Raw genomic sequence first — 21,106 nt, 5'->3', positions numbered from 1 at the left:
TACAGTGCAGGCAGTCACCAATTTAGTCAAAAAACCCATAAAACTCATAAAACATTTAACAAATCAAAGAGTTAAAGTAATTTCAAAAAAATCTTGAAATAGCACACCATAACGGTCTATGTTCAAAAAGCTGTCAAATATGACAACTTTTATAAAACAACAATAATCGCTTCCATCTTATGCTTTACAAAAAGCAAAGGGGAGCACCACTGCACGCCACGCAGCCATCGTTTGAGAGGCGTTAATCCACGACTCCTCACATGACCGGAAACGAACCGACATGCGCCCGCATGCGGTTGGCGCGTATGAGAAGAGAGGGCTGTAACATGCAGAAAATGAAGATTGGCTTAATTCAGATGGGCCTTAAAACCACCACTGACTTAGAACCTGCCGCCATTCGTGACGCGATGAATGAAGCGCATTTGCCATTGGTTGAGCAGGCCGCCGAACAAGGCGTGCAGGTACTCTGTTTTCAAGAAGTATTTAACCAACCCTATTTCTGCCCTAGCCAAGATGCAAAGTGGTACGCCGCCGCCGAACGGGTGCCGGAAGGCCCCACTTGCCAAATGATGCAGAAGCTGGCGGCCAAACACCGCATGGTCATCATCGTGCCCATCTATGAAGAGACCGAGACCGGCGTTTACTACAACACCGCTGCGGTATTCGATGCCGACGGCAGCTACCTGGGCAAATACCATAAAACCCATATCCCCCAAGTAGCGGGCTTTTGGGAAAAATTCTTCTTTAAGCCGGGCAAATCCAACTGGCCCGTGTTTGATACGGCTTACGGCAAAATCGGCGTTTATATCTGCTACGACCGTCACTTCCCCGAAGGCTGGCGGGCGCTGGCGCTCAACGGCGCCGAGGTAATTTTCAACCCCTCCGCCACTGTGGCCGGGCTTTCCCAATACCTGTGGGAGCTTGAACAGCCCGCCTCCGCCGCCGCCAATGGCTGCTTTATTGCCGCTATTAACCGCGTGGGTACTGAAGCGCCGTGGAACATCGGCGACTTCTACGGTTCCAGCTACATCGTTAACCCGCGCGGCAAAATCGAGGCCCAGGCCAGCGAAACCGAAGACGAGCTGCTGGTACACGAGATCGATTTGGACATGGTGCGTGAGGTGCGCAACAACTGGCAGTTCTTCCGTGACCGCCGCCCTGAGACCTACACCCGCCTCACCGACGGCGAATAAGCCCTCTTAGTCAACGTTACGCAGGAGCAAACCATGAGCCTATTGATCAAAGGCGGCACCGTTGTCACCCACGCTGATACCTACCGCGCAGATGTGCTGTGTGTTGACGGCAAAATCCACGCCATTGGCACCGACCTAGACATCCCTGAAGGCTGCGAGATCGTCGATGCCAGCGACCAGCTGGTCATGCCCGGCGGCATTGACCCCCATACCCATATGCAGATGCCGTTTATGGGCGCCGTCGCTAGCGAAGACTTCTACACCGGCACCGCCGCGGCCATGGCAGGTGGCACGACCACGATTATCGATTTTGTCATTCCAAGCCCCGGCCAGTCGCTGCTGGAAGCCTTTGAAACCTGGCAAGGCTGGGCGGAAAAAGCGGCGACTGACTTCGCCTTCCACGTGGCAATTACCTGGTGGGACGAGAGCGTTAAAGAGGAGATGGGTACGCTAGTGCGCGAACACGGCGTTAACAGCTTCAAGCACTTTATGGCCTACAAGGGCGCGATCATGGCCACCGACGACATTCTGGTAGAGAGCTTTTCTCGCTGCCTGGAGCTAGGGGCCGTGCCCACTGTTCACGCAGAAAATGGCGAGCTGGTCTACCACATGCAGCAGAAGTTATTGGCCCAGGGCATTACCGGGCCGGAAGCCCACCCGCTTTCTCGACCACCCCAAGTGGAAGGCGAAGCCGCCAGCCGTGCGATTCGCATTGCCAGCACGCTTGGCGCCCCTGTCTATCTCGTCCACGTTTCCACCAAAGATGCGGTAGACGAAATCGCCTACGCCCGCCAACAGGGCCACCCGGTGTTTGGCGAATGCTTAGCGGGTCACTTGGTGATCGACGACAGCGTTTATCAGCACCCCGACTGGGCAACCGCCGCCGCTCACGTCATGAGCCCGCCCTTCCGCCCCAAAGGCCATCAAGAAGCGCTCTGGCATGGCCTGCAATCCGGCAATTTGCAAACCACCGCCACCGACCACTGCTGCTTCTGCGAAGAGCAGAAAGCCGCCGGTAAAGATGACTTCACCAAGATTCCCAACGGCACTGCCGGGGTGGAAGACCGTTTGGCGGTGCTGTGGGATGAGGGCGTGAACACCGGCAAGCTCTCGCCCCAGGAGTTTGTCGCTGTGACCTCCACCAATACCGCCAAAATTTTTAATCTCTACCCGCGCAAAGGTGCGATTCAGGTCGGCTCCGATGCCGACATTGTGGTCTGGGACCCGAACGGTACGCGGACGATTTCTGCCAAAACCCACCACCAGAACGTCGACTTCAATATCTTTGAGGGCAAAACGGTGCGCGGCATCGCCCGCCACACCATCAGCCAAGGCAAGTGGACATGGCGCGACGGCGAGCTACACGCCGAGCGTGGTGCAGGCCGCTACTTAGAGCGCCCCGCCTACCCCGGCGTATTTGAACTGCTCGCCAAACGCGCTGAGTTAAACGCGCCCGTCGCGGTAACACGCTAACTCGCCCTCACTAAAGAACAGAGCAATGGAGAAACGACCGTGACCCATTCACTTGATCATTTACCCAGCGCAAAAGAGGTCGGCACCTACGACCCTGAGGCGCTGAAGCATAACTTTAGCGACCTGCACCCACCACTAACGCCGCGCCAAGCCATCATCGAAAGCCAGCGCTGCCTCTACTGCTATGATGCGCCCTGCGTGGAAGCATGCCCGTCGGAAATCGACATTCCAAGCTTTATCCGCCAAATCAGCGAAAGCAACATCAACGGCGCGGCTGAAACCATTCTGGAGGCCAACATTCTGGGCGGCAGCTGCGCCCGCGTGTGCCCCACGGAAATCCTCTGCGAACGCAGCTGTGTGCGTAACCATGATGCCGAGTGTCAGCCGGTGCTCATCGGTTTATTACAGCGCCACGCCACCGACAACATGCAGTTTGAGAGCCACCCGTTCAAACGCGCCGCCACCACTGGCCGCCATATTGCCGTGGTGGGGGCGGGTCCTGCTGGGCTTTCCTGCGCCCATCGCCTCGCCATGCTGGGCCACCAAGTAACGATATTTGAAGCCGAACAGAAGCCTGGTGGTCTCAACGAGTACGGTATTGCCCGCTACAAAATGACCGACGACTTCGCCCGCAAGGAAGTCGAGTTTTTGCTCGAAATCGGTGGCATCGACATCCAGTACGGCCAGCGTCTGGGCGATAACCTGACCCTCGACACCCTGCACCAGCAGTATGACAGCGTTTTTCTCGGGTTAGGTCTTGGTGCCAGCCGAGCGTTAGGGCTTACCGGTGAGGACGCCCCTGGCCTGATGCCTGCGGTGGACTACATCAAAACCCTGCGCCAAACCGATGACTTGGGCACTCTTGCGGTCGCTAAGCGCTGCATCGTGATTGGCGCAGGTAACACCGCGATTGATATGGCCACTCAAATGGCCCGCTTAGGCGCCAGCGAAGTAACCCTCGTGTACCGCCGTGGCGTAGACGCGATGTCCGCTACCGATCACGAACAAGAGATCGCTAAGGCCAACGGCGTGCGCATGGTCATCTGGGCGCAGCCCGATGAGATACTGCTGAATGAGCAAGGGCAAGTGGCAGGCATGCGTTTTGCCAACACTTCTGAGCAGGCAGGACGCTTAGCACCCACGGGTGAGACGTTTGAGATTGCTGCTGATGCGATCTTCAAGGCCATTGGCCAGGGCTTTGACGCGAAGAGCCTGCATGATGCCACGGCGGCAGAACTCGCCCGCGACGGCGAGCGCGTTCACGTTAACGAGATGTTCCAAACCTCGATGCCCAACGTATATGCCGGGGGCGACTGCGTTCAACCCGGCCAAGACCTGACCGTACAGGCCGTGCAGCACGGCAAACTGGCGGCCCACGCCATTCATCAAGCGCTTACCGCCAAGCAGGAGGCCGCATGAGCACCTTACCGTTTACCCCACCCGGCAAGAAAAACAGCGGCGACAGCGTGGTTAATGGCGTTGATCTTTCGGTAAATTTTGCCGGCATCAAAGCCCCCAACCCGTTCTGGCTGGCCTCGGCCCCACCAACGGATAAAGCCTATAACGTGGTGCGCGCCTATGAAGCGGGCTGGGGCGGCGTGGTATGGAAAACCCTCGGCGAAGAGCCGCCGGCGGTGAACGTTTCCTCACGTTATTCGGCCCACTACGGCAAAAACCGCGAGGTCATCGGCTTTAACAATATCGAGCTGATTACCGACCGTTCACTGGAGATCAATCTTCAAGAGATCACCCAAGTGAAAAAGGATTGGCCAGACCGCGCACTGATCGTCTCCATCATGGTGCCCTGCAATGAGGAGGCCTGGGCGTACATTTTACCGCTAGTGGAAGCTACCGGTGCCGACGGTATCGAGCTTAACCTGGGCTGCCCCCACGGCATGCCGGAGCGCGGTATGGGCGCCGCGGTGGGCCAAAACCCGGATCTGATCGAAAAAGTCACCTACTGGTGTAAAAAGCACTACTCCAAGCCGGTGATTGTGAAACTTACACCCAACATCACCGATATCCGCGTAGGTGCTCAGGCGGCGCTGCGTGGCGGCGCGGATGCGGTGTCGCTGATCAACACCATCAACTCCATCACCAGCATTGACTTGGACAACATGGTCGCCATGCCCACCGTGGGCCACCAGAGCACCCACGGCGGCTACTGCGGCAGCGCGGTTAAGCCCATTGCGATGAATATGGTGGCGGAAATCGCCCGCGACCCCGCCACCGCAACGCTGCCAATTTCCGGCATCGGCGGCATTTCCACCTGGCGCGATGCGGCGGAGTTTATCTCCCTCGGCTCTGGCAGCGTGCAGGTGTGCACCGCGGCGATGCTGAACGGTTTCAGGATTGTGGAAGAGATGAAAGACGGCCTCTCCCGCTGGATGGCGGAGAAAGGCTACGACTCAATTGAAGCGTTCTCCCGCAAGGCAGTGCCCCAAACCACCGACTGGAAACACCTGGATATCAACTTCAAGACCATTGCCCACATCGACCAGGATCTGTGTATCGAGTGCGGCCGCTGCTATATCGCCTGCGAGGATACCTCCCACCAGTCGATTGCCAAACTCACCGAGCAGGACGGCGCACGCCGTTACGAGGTAATCGAGGATGAGTGTGTAGGCTGTAACCTGTGCCAAATCACCTGCCCAGTAGAAAACTGCATCACCATGGTACCTCAAGAGACCGGCAAGCCCTTCCTCGCCTGGGACAACGACCCGCGTAACCCTTTCCGCGTCGCCTCTTAATCGCCCTGTTAGCCGATCAACCCCCGCCCTCATCTCACGAGGGCGGTCAACGCTGTGCTGCTACGCTTAAAGCACGCTACGCTAAGCAATACGTCTTTTTAACAGCTATGCACTAAGTGAGCATTCACATGCAGATCATTAACGCCCGCATTCGCCAGCGCCCTGAACTTTATCGGCTTGAGATTGAGAACGGTACGTTCAGCGCCATTACCGTACAAGATTCGCCACTGAAGGCAGACGATAGGCAGATTGATGCGGGTGGCAAGCTTGTTTGCGCCCCCTTTATCGAGCCGCATATCCACCTGGATGCTGCACTCACCGCAGGCGAGCCACACTGGAACCAGAGCGGCACGCTATTTGAAGGTATTGAGCGCTGGGGCGAACGTAAGCCTATGTTGACCGAAGCGGATATTCGCGAGCGGGCACTTAAAACGCTCAACCTGCTGATTAGCAACGGCGTGCAGTTTGTGCGCACCCACGCCGATACCAGCGACCCGAGCCTGATCGGGCTTAAAACCCTATGCGGCTTGCGCGATGAATTGAAAGATAAAATCGACATACAAGTCGTCGCTTTCCCACAAGATGGCCTGCTCTCTTACCCTGGCGGCGAAAAGCTGATGGAAGAGGCATTGGAGTTCGGCGCTGACGTTGTCGGCGGTATTCCTCACTTCGAATATACCCGGGAGCTGGGCGTCGCCTCCATGAAGCGAGTGATCGAATTGGCGATTAAGTACGACCGCTTGGTGGATGTGCACTGCGATGAAATTGACGACCCCAATTCACGCTTTCTAGAAGTGCTGGCCTGCGAAGCGCTATTTAACGACTTAGGCAGCCGCGTGACCGCCAGTCACACCACCGCCATGCACTCCTACGACAACGCCTACTGCTCCAAGCTGTTTCTGCTGCTCAAACGCTCGGGCATCAACTTCGTATCCTGCCCTACCGAAAGCATTCACCTGCAGGGGCGCTTTGACACCTACCCGAAACGGCGCGGCGTGACGCGCGTAAAAGAGCTCAACGCAGCGGGCATTAACGTCTGCTTTGCCGAGGATTCCATCTTTGACCCCTGGTACTCGCTGGGTAATGGCAAGCTTTTGAGAACGCTCGATTTTGGCCTGCATATCTGCCAAATGATGGGCTATCAGGACTTCAGCCAGGCGCTTTCGCTGATTACCGACAACAGCGCCCGCACAATGAATATTGAGGAGCGTTACGGTATTGAGGTCGGCAAACCCGCCAGCTTCAACCTGCTGGACGGCGAAGATGATTACAGCGTGCTACGCACCCAGGGCGAAGTGCTGCTTTCGGTACGCCAGGGCGAGATCATCATGCAGCGCGAGCCAGCCAAAATCACCACGCCCCAGTGGCTTGGCTAATGCCAATGAACACCCGCTCAAGGCGTTTCTAGACGGTTATGCGTTAACGTCCAGTAAATAGCCGTAGAACGCCGTGTTGCGCTGCCAGCCCAGCGATTCATAAAGGTGTTGTGCACGCTCATTCTCTACCTGGGTCATTAATATCAAGCGTGCCACGCCATGCTCACGGGCAAGCTGGGTGGCGGCTTCCATGAGCGCTCGGCCCGTTCCTTTTTCACGACACTCAGGCAGCACAAAGAGGTCGTTCAACGTCCAGCGCGCATTCAAGCCTACGGTGGAAACACCTGGATAGAGCTGAACAAACCCTGTGAGCGCGCCATCAACGCCTTCACTCACCAAAATGCGGGAGTCCGCCTGCCCAAAGCGCTGGCGCAAAAAGTCACGCGCTGCTTGAATATCACTTGGCTGTTGATAAAACTGCCGATAGCCATCTAACAGCTCGGTTAATGCATCAAGATCATGAATCGTGGCAGAGCGGACGTGGGTCATGCGCTAACTCTCCTGTTTTTTGCGCTAACTTACCGTAGCAATGTTTCGACACAGCGCTTAGTGCTGCGCCGTGTATTTCCTGACGATTTAACTATAGTAGTGTATCGTCTTTTAAACGCTTATTAATCCATCTAACAGCAAGGGGACGACGCGTTCCCACTGGGGTTACCGTGGTCCAATCGCTTTCTTCAAATACCGAATCCCGCGCTTCGATATATAAGGCGTGGAGCGTGCACGTATTTACCGCCAGCGGGGTGCTGCTTGGCACAATGGCGCTGCTTTCACTGATCGACAATAATCCCGTCGCATGCCTACTCTGGCTAGGGGCGGCGATGATGATCGACGGGATTGATGGCACCCTGGCACGCAAATATGAGGTGAAGTCCGTACTGCCCCACTTCGATGGGTCGACGCTGGATATGGTGATTGATTACCTCACCTGGGCGTTTATTCCCGCTCTGTTTATTTACTACTTCATTGAGTTGCCACCCTATTTAGGGCTGATCTCCGTCTTTATTATTCTTCTATCGTCGATGTTCTGCTTCTGCAACGTCGATATGAAAAGCCAGGATAATTACTTCGTTGGCTTTCCCGCCGCTTGGAATATTGCCGCGGCCTATTTTTATATTCTTGATTTACCCCCCTTCATCACGTTTGCAGCGATCCTCGTCCTGGCGGTGCTGACCGTGACCAAAATGAAGTTTCTGCACCCGTTTCGCGTGCGTCTATTTATGCCGCTCAATATCGCCGTCACGCTGTTGTGGTGTGTGTGCACGACCTCGTTAATTCTCTCAAGCACTGATCACGCCGTCTGGGCGCTGTGGGGCTTAGGCTTGACCTCTGTTTACTTCGCGGGGATGTGCGTTTGGCGTACTGTTCAAGAAAAGCCATCGTTACAGGGCTAAGCCGTCAGCCCAATGCCTCTTAAAATTACCGTGGTCACTGACTGAACGGCTTTTTCAAACTGCAAATCGTCCAGCGGTTTATCGTCGTTCAGCAACGCAATTTGATAGTCGAAGTCGGCGTAGTGCTGGGTGGAGGCCCAGATCATATAGAGCAGGTAAGAGGGCTCGACGGGGGTAATCTGGCCGGACTCGATCCATTCGCGGATTTTCGACTCTTTCAGCTTGGCCCATTCATAAAGATTATCGCGCAGGCGATCTTTCAGAATCGGAGCGCCCTGCATGACCTCCGCTGCCCAGATTTTGGAGCCGTGGGCACGGTAGCGGGAGTGATTCATCTTGGCGCGAATGTAGCTGGTGAGCACTACGCGAGGATCATCGTATAGCTCGAAACAGAGCGCGTCTTGCTTCCACACTTCTAACAGCGCCAGCAGCACTTCTTGGTAAAGCGCTTTCTTTGTAGAGAAGTAGTAGTGCACGTTAGATTTGGGAATATTTGCCAGTTGGGCGATTTCTCCCATCGAGGCACCGGCGTAACCTTTCTCAGCAAACAGCTGCTCCGCCGCTTGTAGAATCTTTTTTACGTTCGTTTGCCGGATTTCGTCCTGTGTTCTCGCCACGCTGCTCGTCCCTTGCGACCCTGACCGCTGAAAAATACGCACAAAAAAATGCACCACCGCCCAGCGGTGGTGCAGAGAAGATGGCGCAGTTAGCCTGCGGCGTCAACGCTGGTTAGTAGGAAACGAGAACTCCGCCCGTGTGGCTTCACTCGCCGAAGGCCAGCGCTGGGAGACCGCTTTACGGCGGGTATAGAAGCGCACTGAGTCTGGCCCGTAGGCGTGGAGGTCCCCAAACAGCGAGCGTTTCCAACCACCAAAGCTGTGATAGGCCACAGGCACCGGTAGCGGTACGTTTACCCCCACCATGCCCACTTCAATGCCATCGGTAAAGCGCCGGGCAGCTTCACCATCGCGGGTAAACAGGCAGGTGCCGTTGCCGTATTCGTGGTCGTTGATCAGCTGCATGGCGTCATCTAAGCTGCCAACCCGCACCACGCAGAGTACCGGGCCGAAGATCTCTTCCTGATAAATGCGCATTTCAGCGGTGACGTTATCGAACAGGCAGCCACCGACAAAGTAGCCCTCTTCATGACCGGACACTTTCAGGCTGCGGCCGTCGGCAACCAGCGTTGCCCCGGCGTTAACACCATCTTCGATGAAGCCGAGCACTTTATCGCGATGCTCTGCGGTGACCAGCGGCCCCATATCCAAGCCCTTATCGGTGCCGGGACCCACCTTGAGCTCGGCAATTTTAGGCAGCAGGGTTTCAACTAGCCGATCGGCGGTCTCATCACCTACGCATACCGCCACCGAAATCGCCATGCAGCGCTCGCCGCAGCTGCCGTAGGCGGCGCCCATGAGCGTATTGGCGGCGTTCTCCAGGTCGGCGTCCGGGAGAACCACCGCATGGTTCTTCGCCCCACCCAAGGCCTGAACGCGCTTGCCCGCCGCCGAGCCACGGGAATAAATCGCTTCCGCCACGGGCGTGGAACCCACAAACGAAATGGCTTTAACCGCCTTGGCATCTAGCAATGTTTCCACCGCTTCGCGCCCGCCGTGGATGACATTCATCACACCTTTAGGCAGCCCCGCTTCTTGCAGCAGTTCGGCCACGGCCATGGCCGCCGATGGGTCTTTTTCGGAAGGTTTCAGAATAAAGGTGTTACCGCAGGCAATCGCCATCGGGTACATCCACAGCGGCACCATGGCGGGAAAGTTAAACGGGGTAATGCCCGCCACCACGCCCAGCGGCTGGAAGTTAGACCAGGCATCAATGCCCGGCCCCACGTTATGGGAGTACTCGCCTTTTAATAGCTCCGGCACGCCGCAGGCGTACTCGACGTTCTCGATGCCGCGCTTAAGCTCGCCCATGGCGTCTTCCACCGTCTTGCCATGCTCTTCACTGACCAACTGCACCAAGCGGTCGGCGTGTTCTTCCAGTAACTGCTTAAAGCGGTACATCACTTGGGTACGCTTGGCAGGCGGTGTATCGCGCCAGGCGGGAAAGGCCGCCTGGGCAGCGGAAATGGCACGCTCTACATCGGCGGCATCCGCATCAGCGACTTGGCGAATCACTTGGCCCGTTGAGGGGTTGGTGACCTCCAGCGTGCGCTTACTTTCAACTAACTCGCCGTTAATCAGGTGGGAAACAACGCTCATACGGTAACTCCAAAACAGGTTATGGCAGTGAAGGTGACGCTAACGCATCTTATGCTAATGAATCCAAGGTGGTGGCTACGGCATCGAACAGCCGCTCTAACTCAGCCTCGGTGGTGCCGAAGGGGGGGCCAAACTGCAGCGTGTCGCCGCCGTAACGAACGTAGAAGCCCGCTTCCCAGAGCGCCATGTGGGCATCGCGGGGGCGAATTGTTGGGTCGCCATCCCGGGGCGTTAGCTGAATCGCACCGGCTAAGCCGTAGTTACGAATATCGACAATATGGTTGCGGCCTTTCAGGGCATGCAGCTTCTGCTCAAAGGTAGGCGCAATGGCGCTGACCTGAGAGGGGAAGTTCTCACGCTCCATCATTTCAAGCGCCGCCAGACCCGCGGCGCAAGCCACCGGGTGGGCGCTATAGGTATAGCCATGGGGGAACTCAACGGCGTGCTGGGGGCCGCCTGCATGCATAAAGGTGTCGAAAATTTCACTAGAGGCAATCACCGCCCCCATGGGGATCGCGCCGTTGGTGATCTGCTTGGCCACGTTCATGATATCCGGCGTCACGCCAAAGGCTTCAGCGCCGGTGGTTGCGCCGCTGCGCCCAAAGGCGGTAATAACCTCGTCAAAAATCAGCAAAATATCGTGGGCGGTGCAAATCTCGCGCAGCCGATCTAAATAGCCTTTGGGTGGCACGATCACCCCTGCAGAACCTGACATCGGCTCTACAATCACCGCCGCTATGGTGGAGGCATCGTGTAGCGCAATTTGCTCCAGCAGTGCATCGGCAAGCTCAGCGCCGGTTTCCGCTTGGCCACGGGTGAAGGCGTGGTCCGCCTGAAGGGTATGGGGCAGATGGGTGACGTCCATCAACTGGCCATAGTGTTTACGGTTGCCGCCAATACCACCCAGGCTGGTGCCGCCAATATTCACCCCGTGGTAGCCCTTAGCGCGGCCAATCATGCGGGTTTTTTCCGGCTTACCTTTGAGCCGCCAGTACGCCTTGGCCATCTTGACCGAGGTGTCGGCGGCTTCTGAACCTGAGTTGGTAAAAAACACGTGATCCAGCCCAGCAGGCGTTAAGCTGGCGATCTTTTCCGCCAGTTTGAACGCCAACGGGTGGGCAATTTGGAAGCCAGGGGCAAAGTCGAGGCTGCCTAACTGCGCCGCCACGGCTTTTTGAATTTCTTCACGGTTATGGCCCGCGCCGCAGGTCCATAGTCCGGAAAGCGAATCGAATAACTTACGGCCCTGGTCATCAATGTAATAGCGCCCTTCCGCCCCGGTAATAACACGCGGGTTCGCATGAAAGTCGCGGTTGGCGCTAAACGGCATCCAGTAGTGCTGATTCAGCGCAGAATGGGAGGGGCGGTCTTCAATAGCCCCCTCTGAGGATTGCGAGATTGTATTGCTTTTTAAACTAAACATGGTGTCCAGCTCCGGCCCTATGAGACATAGCCACAGCATGCGCCACCAAACACGTTTATAAAATTATGCTTTTCTTTTGTTCACGTTAGATAATTTATACGTAACAGAGAACCAAATTGCGCTTACCCACCTTGACGTAGCGATTTAAAACGCCTAATTCTTATATTTATACGAATAAATACAAAAAATCAGTGGAACACGCCTAAGCAGTACCCGCATAGCACATGCGCACCAACAGCGCTGTTATTGGCTGGGTGCACTGTCATTCATGCTCACAAATCCAACATAAACAAAGGGCTATCTTGCTATGAAATACTTAACACCCTTAAAGCTATCTATTTATAGCGGCATGCTTTTCAGCTTTTTTATGCTGGAAAGCCCCATCATTATGCTGGCTAACCGCATAGAGCCCATGGTGATGGGTCTCCCCTTCCTTCTGGTGTGGAACTTGTTCTGGTGGTTTGCATTAACGGCGCTGTTTTTGGTGGCTTATTTCACCAATTGGGGCAGCCCCGAACCATCCACTATCCACGCAGCTAAACAGCTGTAACCAAGGGGATTAACCATGACTGGCAGCTTATTAATTATTGCAGCTTTTATGATTATCCCCTTGATGGTAGGGGTTTTATCGGCACGTCAATCGCAAGAAACCAGCGAGGACTTTTTTGTCCAAGGTCGTGCCATGGGAAGTATCGCGGTCTTCTTCACCGTCGCGGCAACCTGGTGGAGCGCGTTTGCGTTCCTCGGCTCTAATGCCACGTTTTATACCAACGGGCCAGTTTTTCTCACAGCGCTGGCCTGGAACCTCCTGTTTGGCTTTATGTATTACTGGATAGGCAAACGGGTGTGGTTTTTAGGCAAACGTTTCAATTACTTAACACCTTCAGATTTAATTGGCGATTTTTATAATAGCGAGGCACTGCGCATTACCGTTGCCGCTATTACGCTGATTTTCACCGTACCTTATCTCCAGATCCAGCTAACCGGCGGCGCTTATTTAATCGAGGTTGCCTCAGGTGGGTTGATTCCTTTCTGGCTCGCCGCGCTGCTGTTTTACTTCATTATTATTATCTACGTATGGATTGGTGGTATCCGTGCTATCGCCTGGACTGACGTTATTTATGGCGCACTGCTATTTTTCGGCATGCTCTATGCCGGTTACTACATTTCCACCCAGGTAGGTGGCCCCACAGCATTATTTAGTCAGCTTCAGCAAACCTCTCCTGACCATCTCACGCTGCCTGGGCCTAACGGCACAATGGGCTACTCCATGTGGTTCTCGCTGTTTGCTATTACCGCTATTGGTGCCTTTATGGGCCCTCAAATTTGGCTACGCATGTACTCGGTTAAACACGGCAAGCTATTTAACTTGATGCCGTTTTTATTGGGTTTGGCGGCCTTTGCCTATATCGGTTCGGTGCTGTCTGGCTACTCAGGCGTGCTGCTTGAGCCCAACATAGCAAACCCTGATCAGATCTTGCCCATTATGCTGATGGAGTATGCGCCTTACCTACTCGCATCACTGATCATGGCAGCGGGTGCGTCAGCTGCTATGTCCACCGCCAACTCGCAGATCCACGCCGTATCCACCGTGGTGACGATGGATATCTACAAACGCTATATCGATCGTGATGCTAGCCAAGCGCGCATTGTATATATCGGACGTTTATCGCTGGTAGGCTTCTCGTTAGTGGCTTATGTCATGGCTCTTACCGTACCAGGCGTATTGGTCACGATTGGTATTGCAGCATTGGCGGGTACCGCGCAGTTGATCATTCCCACCATAGGGGCCATCACCTGGAAAAAAGCTCACCCCACTGCTGCACTGGCGGGTTTGTGGGCGGGCGTTGCCTGCGTGCTACTCATGACCTTTGGCCCGCTAAGCGCACCGTTTGGATACCATGCAGGTATCTGGGGTTTATTACTGAACACTGCGCTATTTGTTGGGCTAAGCCACGCACTGCATCGCCGCGATACAGCGGTTGTGGAACGCTTTACCCAAGCACGCCATGACTATGATGCCGAATACCACCCCGAGCGCTTACCCGCCTATACGCAAGAAATCACCAGTACCGCTAACCACCAATAAGGAGTGGGTTGATGACTCAAGCCCCTGTTTCAACCTCACCGCGCAGACCCAAGCTTGCCGAGCTGATTAGCGATGACATTAAGCGCTGGATCGCCGCAGAGTCACTGGGAGAAGGAGATCGGCTGCCCAACGAAAAAGCGCTGATGGAGCTTTACGGTAGCGCTAAGGGCACCGTGCGCGAAGCGCTCAAGATCTTAGAGGTTGAGGGGCTCATCACATTAAAAACCGGGCCTAAAGGAGGCGCAGTCATTAATCAGCCTAGCATGGAGCCTGCCAGCCGCATGCTGCGTAACTTCCTGCACTTCCAGCAATTGGATGGCAAGCAGGTATATCAGTTACGCAAACTGCTGGAAGTAGAACTGGCGGCCTCCGTGGTGGGTAAGCTCACTGAGCAGGACTTCCAACAGCTGGAAGCCAATATGTCGGCCTGCGCCTGCTGCGCGAGTCATGAAGAGGATCACCGACACCAGCGCTTTCTAGAGCTGGAGTTTCACCAGCTGCTGGCTCGCGCCTGCCCGAACCCATTGCTCACGTTTATGTGCCAGTTCTTAAACGACATGCTGCGCGATTTGGTGGTGATTAAAAAAGCGTACGTCCCGGAGCGAAAGAAGTTCGACCACGCCAATCAGGATTACCACCGCCAGCTAGTGGATGCCTACCGCGCTGAAGATGCCCCGCATGTGCGACAGATCATGGCCGAGCACATGGCCGATGCTGAACATCACATGAGTGCGCTGGAAGCAGAAATGGCTGAGCAGATGCTGGTCAGCAATGACTCATCCAATAATCAGAATCACCGTTCCAAGCTACATGACTTACTAACGGAACACACATCCGTTTAACTTTGCGAGGAGAGTGAGATGAATACCTACGTTACCCCCATCAAAGAGTCCAACCTACATACTGACAGCGATCGCCTTTGGGCGTCGCTCATGGAGATGGCCAAGCTAGGGGCCACACCGAAGGGCGGTGTGAACCGCCAAGCGCTGACCGACTTAGAGCGCCAGGGCCGCGACTTGTTTATTCAGTGGTGCCGTGCTGAGGGCTGCACGATTCGCATCGATAATATTGGCAATATTTTTGCCCGGCGTGAAGGTAGCGACCCCAGAGCCAAAACAGTCATGGCAGGTAGTCATTTAGATACCCAACCCACCGGCGGCAAATACGACGGCTGCTTCGGTGTCATGTCTGGCCTTGAAGTAATTCGCACCCTAAACCAGCACAACATCACCACGCAATCGCCGATTGAAGTGGTCGCGTGGACGAACGAAGAAGGCTGCCGATTCCCCCCCTGTATGATGGGCTCTGGCGTATTCACCGGTGAGCTGGCGTTTGACGCCATGATGGCGCGCACCGACGCCGATGGTGTCACGGTCAGCGATGCCTTAGACGCGATTCATTATCGCGGCAGTGATGAGGTCTCCCCCAACGAGATCAAAGCCTATTTCGAGCCTCACATTGAGCAAGGCCCCATTCTCGAAGATACCGACACCGCCATTGGCGTCGTTATCGGAGGGCTTGGTCAGAAGTGGTTCGATTTAACCCTCACAGGGCTTGAAGCCCATGCGGGCCCCACCCCGATGAACCTTCGCCGGGATGCCATGATGGGGGCCGCAGAAGTCACCCAAGCACTCAACCGGATTGCCCATGAGCACCAACCCCACGGGCGCGGCACAGTGGGCTGTATGACGCTACACCCAGGTTCGCGCAACGTGATTCCCGGCCAAGTCAAAATGACCCTGGATATGCGCCACTGGGAACCCGAAGCCCTAATCGCTATGGGCCAAGCGGTGACTACCGCCGTTGAAGACATTTGCCAACGTCACGGGCTGGAATACGAGCTCACCCCCACCGCAGATTTTGCGCCTGAGCATTTCAATGAAGCATGCGTGGATAGCGTGCGACAAGCCGCTGAAAAGCTGCAGCTGTCACACATGGATATCATCAGCGGAGCCGGGCACGATGCGATGTTTGTTGGCCGTGTCGCCCCCGCCGCCATGATCTTTATTCCCTGCAAAGATGGCATTAGCCATAACGAGATCGAAAGCGCCACCCCCGAGCACGTACACGCAGGCTGTAACGTCTTACTGCACGCCATGCTCAATGCGGCCGGTGTGAAAAGTGAGGAGTAACCATGGCGGATACCTATGAAACCCTGACGGCAACTGATGCATTGGCACGTTTCAGCGAGGGCTCGCTCTCGCCGGAAACGCTGGTGGAGGACTGCTTAACGCGTATTGAGCGAGATAACCCCAAGGTGAATGCCTTCACCTGTATTAACGGTAAAGAGGCCCGCCGTTTAGCAGCTGAATCCGCGCGACGCTGGCAAGCAGGCACTCCCTGCGGCTCGCTAGACGGCATTCCAGTGACGATTAAAGACTTAACCCTAACCAAAGGCCTGCCTACACGGCTGGGTTCCACCACCACGGTTCCGGATGGCCCCTGGGAGGTAGATGCGCCCATTAGCCGTCACCTACGCAATGCCGGGGCCATTGTGGTTGGCAAAACCACCTCGCCTGAATTTGGCTGGAAAGGCGTCACCGATAACCCGCTGCACGGCATCACCCGCAACCCATGGAATACTGAGCTAACGCCGGGAGGGTCATCTGGCGGCGCGGGGGCTGCCGCGGCGCTTAACCTGGGCCTGCTTCATCAGGGCAGCGACGCGGGTGGCTCCATACGTATTCCGTGCAGCTTTACCGGCACGTTTGGTATTAAACCCACTTTCGGCTGGGTGCCTCAGTGGCCTGCCAGCACCATGAGCACGCTGTCTCATTTAGGGCCCATGACACGCACTGCAGGTGATAGCGCCCTCATGCTCAGCGTTATGGCCCAGCCCGATGCCCGGGATGGTTACGCTGGAAACCCAACAGGGCCAGACTGGCTCACGCCGCCCCCAGCGAGCCTTCAAGGCTGGCGAATCGCTTTTAGCTCTAACCTGGGTTACGTAGACGTCGCTCCGGATATTGCCCAGCGAGTTGAGGAAGCCATCGCTTATTTAGAAGCATTGGGTGCCACCGTAGAACGCACTGACCCTGGCTTTAGCGATCCGCTTAAAACGTTTAATACGCTCTGGTTTGCTGGGGCCACGCAGGCACTCGAAAAACTCGACGAACAGCAACAGGTAGCGCTCGATCCTGGCTTTCTGGAGATTGCACGGCGCGGGCAAGGCGTATCGCTTTCTGCCTACCTAGCCGCCCGGCGTAAGCGCAGCGAATTGACCGCCCACATGGCCGCCTTTCACGAACGCTATGACTTGTTGGTAACGCCTACGATGCCCATTGCACCCTTTACAGCGGGCCACAACGTACCACCGGGCAAGCACTATCGAGATTGGATGGACTGGACGCCGTTCAGCTATCCCTTCAACCTAACCCAGCAGCCCGCGGCTTCCCTTCCCTGCGGGCTAGATAAACAGGGGCTGCCGGTAGGTTTGCACTTAGTGGCGGGGAAATATCAAGACCTCAAGGTGCTACATGCGGCCCAGTTACTTGAACGCTATTTGCCGCCACCAGCACCACCTAACTGCTAAATTATTCAATCATTTTCACAAAAATAAATATATTCATGCACTTGGCCTCGATGAGGAGGAGAAGATATTCAACCCAACATCCCTACTATTACCATCCCTAGCGCGACAATACTCAGCAGCGCGGCACTCCCGTACATCAGCTTTTTGTTAAGCGCGTCCTTGCCCACGCTGATATCAAACAGCCCGTGGCGTAGGCGGTGGGCAGCATGAAACAGCGGCAAGCAGACGACCGCCCCAACAAACAGAAAGCCCGGCACACTGAACAGCAGTGCGGATGCCCGTTCGTAGCTCAGCGCCTCGGGGGGCAGCAAACCGAGAGGTAGTAATACGGCAATAAATAAAATCACGGCAGGCAGAATAACCGCAAAGCAGACGCCGCCTGCGCTAAACAGCCCCCACCAGAGCGGCTCATCAAAGGCTTGTTTATGCGGTGTACCCTGTTTGTTCATGCTGGGTCTATCCATGCTTGGCTTGCTCATCTTATGCACTCCCTAATAGCCAGATAAACAGCACCACCACTGCCACGACCCCGGCCCACTGTGCCGCGACAATGGCTTGATCAGGCAGGCTTCGCCCCGCGATGCGTAACGGCATTACCCGCGGAAACAGCACAAAAAAGGTGGCGGCGTGAAACAGGCTAGCCACCAGCGCAACAAGGTTTAGCAGCAGAACAATGGGGGAGCCCATAAAGGCGATCCACCCCTGCCAGCTTTCCGCCCCCTGTAGCAGGGCGACTATACCGGCCAGTAAACAGAGCGTGAAAAACACCAGCGGCAGTACCGTGGCTTCGCGCAGCATGTAGAGCTTAAAAAAGCGGTGCTTGAGCCACCAGTTACGTTTCAGCGGCGGCAAGCGTTGCGGTGATAACTTATCCATACTCTCTCCTTCCCCTAGCCTTTAAACAGCGCAATGAGCGTGTGCTTAGCCGCTTCCACCTTGCCCTGATTGACCGCGGCGGCCGGGTCAACGTTTTTTGGGCATACCTGGGAGCAGAAGCCGACAAAGGTGCAGCTCCATACCCCTTCGTGACGGTTAAGCTGTGCCATGCGCTGCTTCTTGCCGTGGTCGCGGCTGTCCAGGTTGTAACGGTGGGCCAAGGTTAGCGCTGCCGGGCCGAGAAACTCTTGGTTCAGCCCAAACTGCGGGCAAGCCGAGTAACAAAGGCCGCAGTTAATACAGTTGGCAAACTGCTTGTAGCGGGCGAGCTGCTCGGGGGACTGTCGATAAGTTTCCGGCGCCTTTGGGTCGTAAGGTTTTACTGGGTTGTCATCAATTAAATAGGGTTTAACCGCTGCCAAGTGCTCAAGGAAAATCTCCATGTCCACCACTAGATCCCGCTGCACGGGGAAGTGGGCTAACGGCTCGATGCGTATTTCACCCTCATAATCGCGTAGGAAAGTTTTACAACCGAGCTTGGGAATGCCGTTAACCATCACCCCGCAAGAGCCGCAAATCGCCATTCGGCAGGACCAGCGATAGCTCAGCGTGCTATCAAGCTGCTCTTTAATATGGTTAAGGGCATCCAGCAGCGAGGTGCTGTCGTCTACCGGCAGCTCAAACTGCTGCCAATAGGGTTCAGCCGAGCTGTCGGGCAGGTAACGTTTGACGCTGACCTGCTTGGTGCGAATGTTATTAGTGCTAACACGCTTGGTGCTGGTCTGCTCGGTGTTCATGCTTTTGCCCCTTTGCCCGCATCGCCATAGGCCCGCTCAGCCGGGGCGGAAAACCGTACATCCACATCCTGCCAGCGCAGCTCGGCATTCGCTTCGCCTTGGTAGAACACTTGGCTATGCTTGAGGTAGTTAACGTCGTCGCGTTTTTGCATGCCTTCATCCAGGCGCTGATGGGCGCCGCGGGATTCACGGCGCTCAAGCGCGCCTAAACAAGAGGCTTCGGCAATATCCAGGCCGCACTCCAGCTCAAGGCATTCCAGCAGCTCGGTATTGAAGATCTTGCTGGTATCGTTAACGCGCACCTTAGTAAAGCGCGCCCGTAGCTGGCGCATGGTCTCCAGAGAATGACGCATGCCCTCTTCGGTGCGATAAATACCACAGCCGCTCTCCATGGCCTGCACCATGGCGTGCTTGAGTTCTACCCAGTTCTCACCACTTCCGGTTCCGTCACAGAGCTGCCGCAGCTTGGCTTGCTGGCGGTCGCCCTGAGCTTCCAGCAGGGGCATATCGGCCCATTCGGTGTGTGCTGCGCGCTGGCTGGCCTGCTCACCGGCCAAACGGCCAAACACCAATAGCTCGGTGAGTGAATTAGAGCCTAAGCGGTTAGCACCGTGTAAACCGACTGAAGCGCACTCCCCAGCCGCATAGAGCCCAGCAATAGAGGTTTCGCACTGAGGATTGGTCTCAATCCCTCCCATGGTGTAGTGAACCGCTGGGCGAATGGGGATTGGCTCTTTTACTGGGTCGACGTTGATATAGGCTTTCGCCAGTTCGCAGATAAACGGCAGGCGCTCTAGGATGGTCTTTTCACCTAGGTGGCGCAGGTCTAGATAAACCACATCGCTGTCGCCAAACTTGCCGGTGCGTCCTGCCTGCTGCTCCTGCCAAAATGCCTGGGAGAGTTTGTCCCGTGGCCCCAGCTCCATGTATTTGTTTTCCGGCTTGCCCAGCGGGGTTTCCGGGCCAAGGCCGTAATCCTGCAGGTAACGATAGCCCTCTTTATTGAGCAGAATACCGCCTTCGCCCCGGCACGCTTCGGTAATCAAAATACCGGAGCCTGGCAGGCCAGTGGGGTGGTATTGCACAAACTCCATATCCCGCAGCGCCACGCCGTGACGGTAAGCCATTGCCATGCCGTCGCCAGTGACAATGCCCGCGTTGGTATTGAAGCGGAACAAGCGCCCAGCACCGCCGGTAGCCAACACCACGGCTTTAGCGCGTAGCAGGGTCAGTTCGCCGGTGGCAATCTGCAGGGCAATCACGCCAATGACCGCGCCGTCGTGTACCGCCAGATCAAGCACAAAGAACTCATCGAAACGCTCGATTTCAGGGTATTTCAGCGAGGTCTGAAACAGGGTGTGGAGCATATGGAAGCCGGTTTTGTCGGCAGCAAACCAAGTGCGGGCAGTTTTCATACCACCAAAACGGCGCACCTGTACTTGGCCATCGTCTTTACGGCTCCAGGGGCAGCCCCAGCGCTCCATCTGCACCAGCTCTTGGTAAGCGTGATGGACAAAGTAGTCGGCGACGTTCTGCTCCACCAGCCAGTCACCGCCAGATACGGTGTCATCAAAGTGAGCTTGGTGTGAATCCTCCGCACTGGTAACCGCAGCAGCACCGCCTTCTGCGGCCACGGTGTGTGAGCGCATTGGGTAAACTTTAGACAGCAGCGCAATACGCTGGGGAGTACCCTGGGCTTTGGCCTGCTCAGCCGCACCAATGGCCGCGCGCAAACCCGCTCCTCCCCCTCCCACAATAACGATATCGAAATCTCGCTGCTGCATAACATTTCCTTTCGTTAGCCAAGCAACACCACATTAAGAGTGACGCACTTGAGCAATGTCTTCTTTACTTGAATTTACCATACCCGCACGTTGCCCTTGGCATAACTCTAAAGGGCTATTGACATATATCAACAAAGGCAGAAATAAGTTTTATATCACTTTACCTTAGTGACACAGCATCTACTCTATAAATAGTTAACTGT

At 55.8% G+C, this 21,106-nt stretch carries 19 protein-coding genes; 11 read left to right on the top strand and 8 right to left on the bottom strand.

The features are described 5' to 3' along the window. Positions 1-326 precede the first annotated feature (326 nt). From MOY_RS12255 to codA, 5 genes are all read left to right on the top strand, one after another. Entirely contained in the window at positions 327-1,193 is an 867-nt protein-coding gene (locus MOY_RS12255) for a nitrilase-related carbon-nitrogen hydrolase (protein WP_009100172.1), read from the top strand. Between the two features lie 33 nt (positions 1,194-1,226). Next, positions 1,227-2,666 (top strand): dihydropyrimidinase, encoded by a 1,440-nt coding sequence (gene hydA / locus MOY_RS12250; RefSeq protein ID WP_009100170.1) that lies wholly within the window; start codon positions 1,227-1,229, stop codon positions 2,664-2,666. 39 nt (positions 2,667-2,705) lie between these two features. Continuing rightward, positions 2,706-4,085: an NAD(P)-dependent oxidoreductase gene (locus tag MOY_RS12245; RefSeq protein ID WP_009100168.1), complete on the top strand. Its 1,380-nt coding sequence runs from the start codon at positions 2,706-2,708 to the stop codon at positions 4,083-4,085. Beyond that, a complete protein-coding gene (gene preA, locus MOY_RS12240; protein ID WP_009100166.1) occupies positions 4,082-5,416 on the top strand; it encodes an NAD-dependent dihydropyrimidine dehydrogenase subunit PreA in 1,335 nt (444 codons plus the stop codon). Before MOY_RS12245 ends, preA begins: the two co-directional genes overlap by 4 nt. A 128-nt stretch (positions 5,417-5,544) precedes the next feature. Next, the gene (gene codA, locus MOY_RS12235) at positions 5,545-6,792 is read left to right on the top strand and encodes a cytosine deaminase (protein WP_009100163.1); all 1,248 of its coding nucleotides are present in this window, start codon (positions 5,545-5,547) and stop codon (positions 6,790-6,792) included. 36 nt (positions 6,793-6,828) lie between these two features. Here codA and MOY_RS12230 read toward each other — a convergent pair whose 3' ends face one another. After that, entirely contained in the window at positions 6,829-7,281 is a 453-nt protein-coding gene (locus MOY_RS12230; RefSeq protein WP_009100161.1) for a GNAT family N-acetyltransferase, read from the bottom strand. Positions 7,282-7,493: 212 nt separating this feature from the next. Here MOY_RS12230 and pcsA point away from each other — a divergent pair, with 212 nt between their 5' ends. Beyond that, positions 7,494-8,186 (top strand): phosphatidylcholine synthase, encoded by a 693-nt coding sequence (pcsA, locus tag MOY_RS12225; RefSeq protein ID WP_443134861.1) that lies wholly within the window; start codon positions 7,494-7,496, stop codon positions 8,184-8,186. Here pcsA and MOY_RS12220 read toward each other — a convergent pair. The 3 genes from MOY_RS12220 to MOY_RS12210 all read right to left on the bottom strand — a co-directional run bounded on the left by MOY_RS12220 (position 8,183) and on the right by MOY_RS12210 (position 11,825). After that, entirely contained in the window at positions 8,183-8,803 is a 621-nt protein-coding gene (locus MOY_RS12220) for a TetR/AcrR family transcriptional regulator (RefSeq protein WP_009100157.1), read from the bottom strand. The two genes, pcsA and MOY_RS12220, sit on opposite strands and share 4 nt — an antisense overlap. 102 nt (positions 8,804-8,905) lie before the next feature. Then, positions 8,906-10,402: a CoA-acylating methylmalonate-semialdehyde dehydrogenase gene (locus MOY_RS12215; protein ID WP_009100155.1), complete on the bottom strand. Its 1,497-nt coding sequence runs from the start codon at positions 10,400-10,402 to the stop codon at positions 8,906-8,908. Positions 10,403-10,451: 49 nt separating this feature from the next. Beyond that, a complete protein-coding gene (locus tag MOY_RS12210) occupies positions 10,452-11,825 on the bottom strand; it encodes an aspartate aminotransferase family protein (protein ID WP_009100153.1) in 1,374 nt (457 codons plus the stop codon). Between the two features lie 307 nt (positions 11,826-12,132). On the opposite strand from MOY_RS12210, the gene MOY_RS12205 reads away from it, so the two are divergent. From MOY_RS12205 to MOY_RS12185, 5 genes are read left to right on the top strand one after another with little or no spacing between them, the layout of a single operon-like run. Further along, the gene (locus tag MOY_RS12205; RefSeq protein ID WP_009100150.1) at positions 12,133-12,375 is read left to right on the top strand and encodes a hypothetical protein; all 243 of its coding nucleotides are present in this window, start codon (positions 12,133-12,135) and stop codon (positions 12,373-12,375) included. A gap of 15 nt (positions 12,376-12,390) precedes the next feature. Then, positions 12,391-13,914, top strand: a complete 1,524-nt coding sequence (locus MOY_RS12200) for a sodium:solute symporter family protein (RefSeq protein ID WP_009100148.1) — start codon at positions 12,391-12,393, stop codon at positions 13,912-13,914. An 11-nt stretch (positions 13,915-13,925) separates the two neighbouring features. Continuing rightward, positions 13,926-14,756 (top strand): FadR/GntR family transcriptional regulator, encoded by an 831-nt coding sequence (locus MOY_RS12195; protein ID WP_009100146.1) that lies wholly within the window; start codon positions 13,926-13,928, stop codon positions 14,754-14,756. Between the two features lie 18 nt (positions 14,757-14,774). Further along, positions 14,775-16,046 (top strand): Zn-dependent hydrolase, encoded by a 1,272-nt coding sequence (locus MOY_RS12190; RefSeq protein WP_009100144.1) that lies wholly within the window; start codon positions 14,775-14,777, stop codon positions 16,044-16,046. A gap of 2 nt (positions 16,047-16,048) precedes the next feature. Next, a complete protein-coding gene (locus MOY_RS12185) occupies positions 16,049-17,446 on the top strand; it encodes an amidase (RefSeq protein WP_009100141.1) in 1,398 nt (465 codons plus the stop codon). Between the two features lie 68 nt (positions 17,447-17,514). On the opposite strand, the gene frdD is transcribed toward MOY_RS12185, so the two are convergent. From frdD to frdA, 4 genes are read right to left on the bottom strand one after another with little or no spacing between them, the layout of a single operon-like run. Continuing rightward, entirely contained in the window at positions 17,515-17,925 is a 411-nt protein-coding gene (gene frdD / locus MOY_RS12180) for a fumarate reductase subunit FrdD (protein ID WP_009100139.1), read from the bottom strand. 1 nt (position 17,926) lies between these two features. Further along, positions 17,927-18,322 carry a fumarate reductase gene (locus MOY_RS12175; RefSeq protein ID WP_009100137.1) on the bottom strand — a complete coding sequence of 132 codons (396 nt, stop codon included), beginning with the start codon at positions 18,320-18,322 and terminating at the stop codon, positions 17,927-17,929. A 14-nt stretch (positions 18,323-18,336) separates the two neighbouring features. Then, a complete protein-coding gene (locus MOY_RS12170; protein ID WP_009100134.1) occupies positions 18,337-19,119 on the bottom strand; it encodes a succinate dehydrogenase/fumarate reductase iron-sulfur subunit in 783 nt (260 codons plus the stop codon). Next, entirely contained in the window at positions 19,116-20,903 is a 1,788-nt protein-coding gene (gene frdA / locus MOY_RS12165; RefSeq protein WP_009100131.1) for a fumarate reductase (quinol) flavoprotein subunit, read from the bottom strand. Before frdA ends, MOY_RS12170 begins: the two co-directional genes overlap by 4 nt. Between the last annotated feature and the right edge of the window lie 203 nt (positions 20,904-21,106).

The sequence above is a fragment of the Halomonas sp. GFAJ-1 genome (genome assembly GCF_000236625.2).
GTDB lineage: Bacteria > Pseudomonadota > Gammaproteobacteria > Pseudomonadales > Halomonadaceae > Vreelandella.
Note: the sequence above shows the minus strand (reverse complement) of the source record. Positions and strands in the feature narration are given on the sequence as shown.

Coding starts and splice junctions, on each gene's coding strand:
- MOY_RS12195 (WP_009100146.1), top strand. CDS start 13,926: ATGACTCAAGCCCCTGTTTCAACCTCACCGCGCAGACCCAAGCTTGCC.
- MOY_RS12185 (WP_009100141.1), top strand. CDS start 16,049: ATGGCGGATACCTATGAAACCCTGACGGCAACTGATGCATTGGCACGT.
- hydA (WP_009100170.1), top strand. CDS start 1,227: ATGAGCCTATTGATCAAAGGCGGCACCGTTGTCACCCACGCTGATACC.
- MOY_RS12255 (WP_009100172.1), top strand. CDS start 327: ATGCAGAAAATGAAGATTGGCTTAATTCAGATGGGCCTTAAAACCACC.
- MOY_RS12190 (WP_009100144.1), top strand. CDS start 14,775: ATGAATACCTACGTTACCCCCATCAAAGAGTCCAACCTACATACTGAC.
- preA (WP_009100166.1), top strand. CDS start 4,082: ATGAGCACCTTACCGTTTACCCCACCCGGCAAGAAAAACAGCGGCGAC.
- MOY_RS12170 (WP_009100134.1), bottom strand. CDS start 19,119: ATGAACACCGAGCAGACCAGCACCAAGCGTGTTAGCACTAATAACATT.
- MOY_RS12215 (WP_009100155.1), bottom strand. CDS start 10,402: ATGAGCGTTGTTTCCCACCTGATTAACGGCGAGTTAGTTGAAAGTAAG.
- frdD (WP_009100139.1), bottom strand. CDS start 17,925: ATGAGCAAGCCAAGCATGGATAGACCCAGCATGAACAAACAGGGTACA.
- MOY_RS12175 (WP_009100137.1), bottom strand. CDS start 18,322: ATGGATAAGTTATCACCGCAACGCTTGCCGCCGCTGAAACGTAACTGG.
- MOY_RS12205 (WP_009100150.1), top strand. CDS start 12,133: ATGAAATACTTAACACCCTTAAAGCTATCTATTTATAGCGGCATGCTT.
- codA (WP_009100163.1), top strand. CDS start 5,545: ATGCAGATCATTAACGCCCGCATTCGCCAGCGCCCTGAACTTTATCGG.
- MOY_RS12230 (WP_009100161.1), bottom strand. CDS start 7,281: ATGACCCACGTCCGCTCTGCCACGATTCATGATCTTGATGCATTAACC.
- frdA (WP_009100131.1), bottom strand. CDS start 20,903: ATGCAGCAGCGAGATTTCGATATCGTTATTGTGGGAGGGGGAGGAGCG.
- MOY_RS12200 (WP_009100148.1), top strand. CDS start 12,391: ATGACTGGCAGCTTATTAATTATTGCAGCTTTTATGATTATCCCCTTG.
- MOY_RS12210 (WP_009100153.1), bottom strand. CDS start 11,825: ATGTTTAGTTTAAAAAGCAATACAATCTCGCAATCCTCAGAGGGGGCT.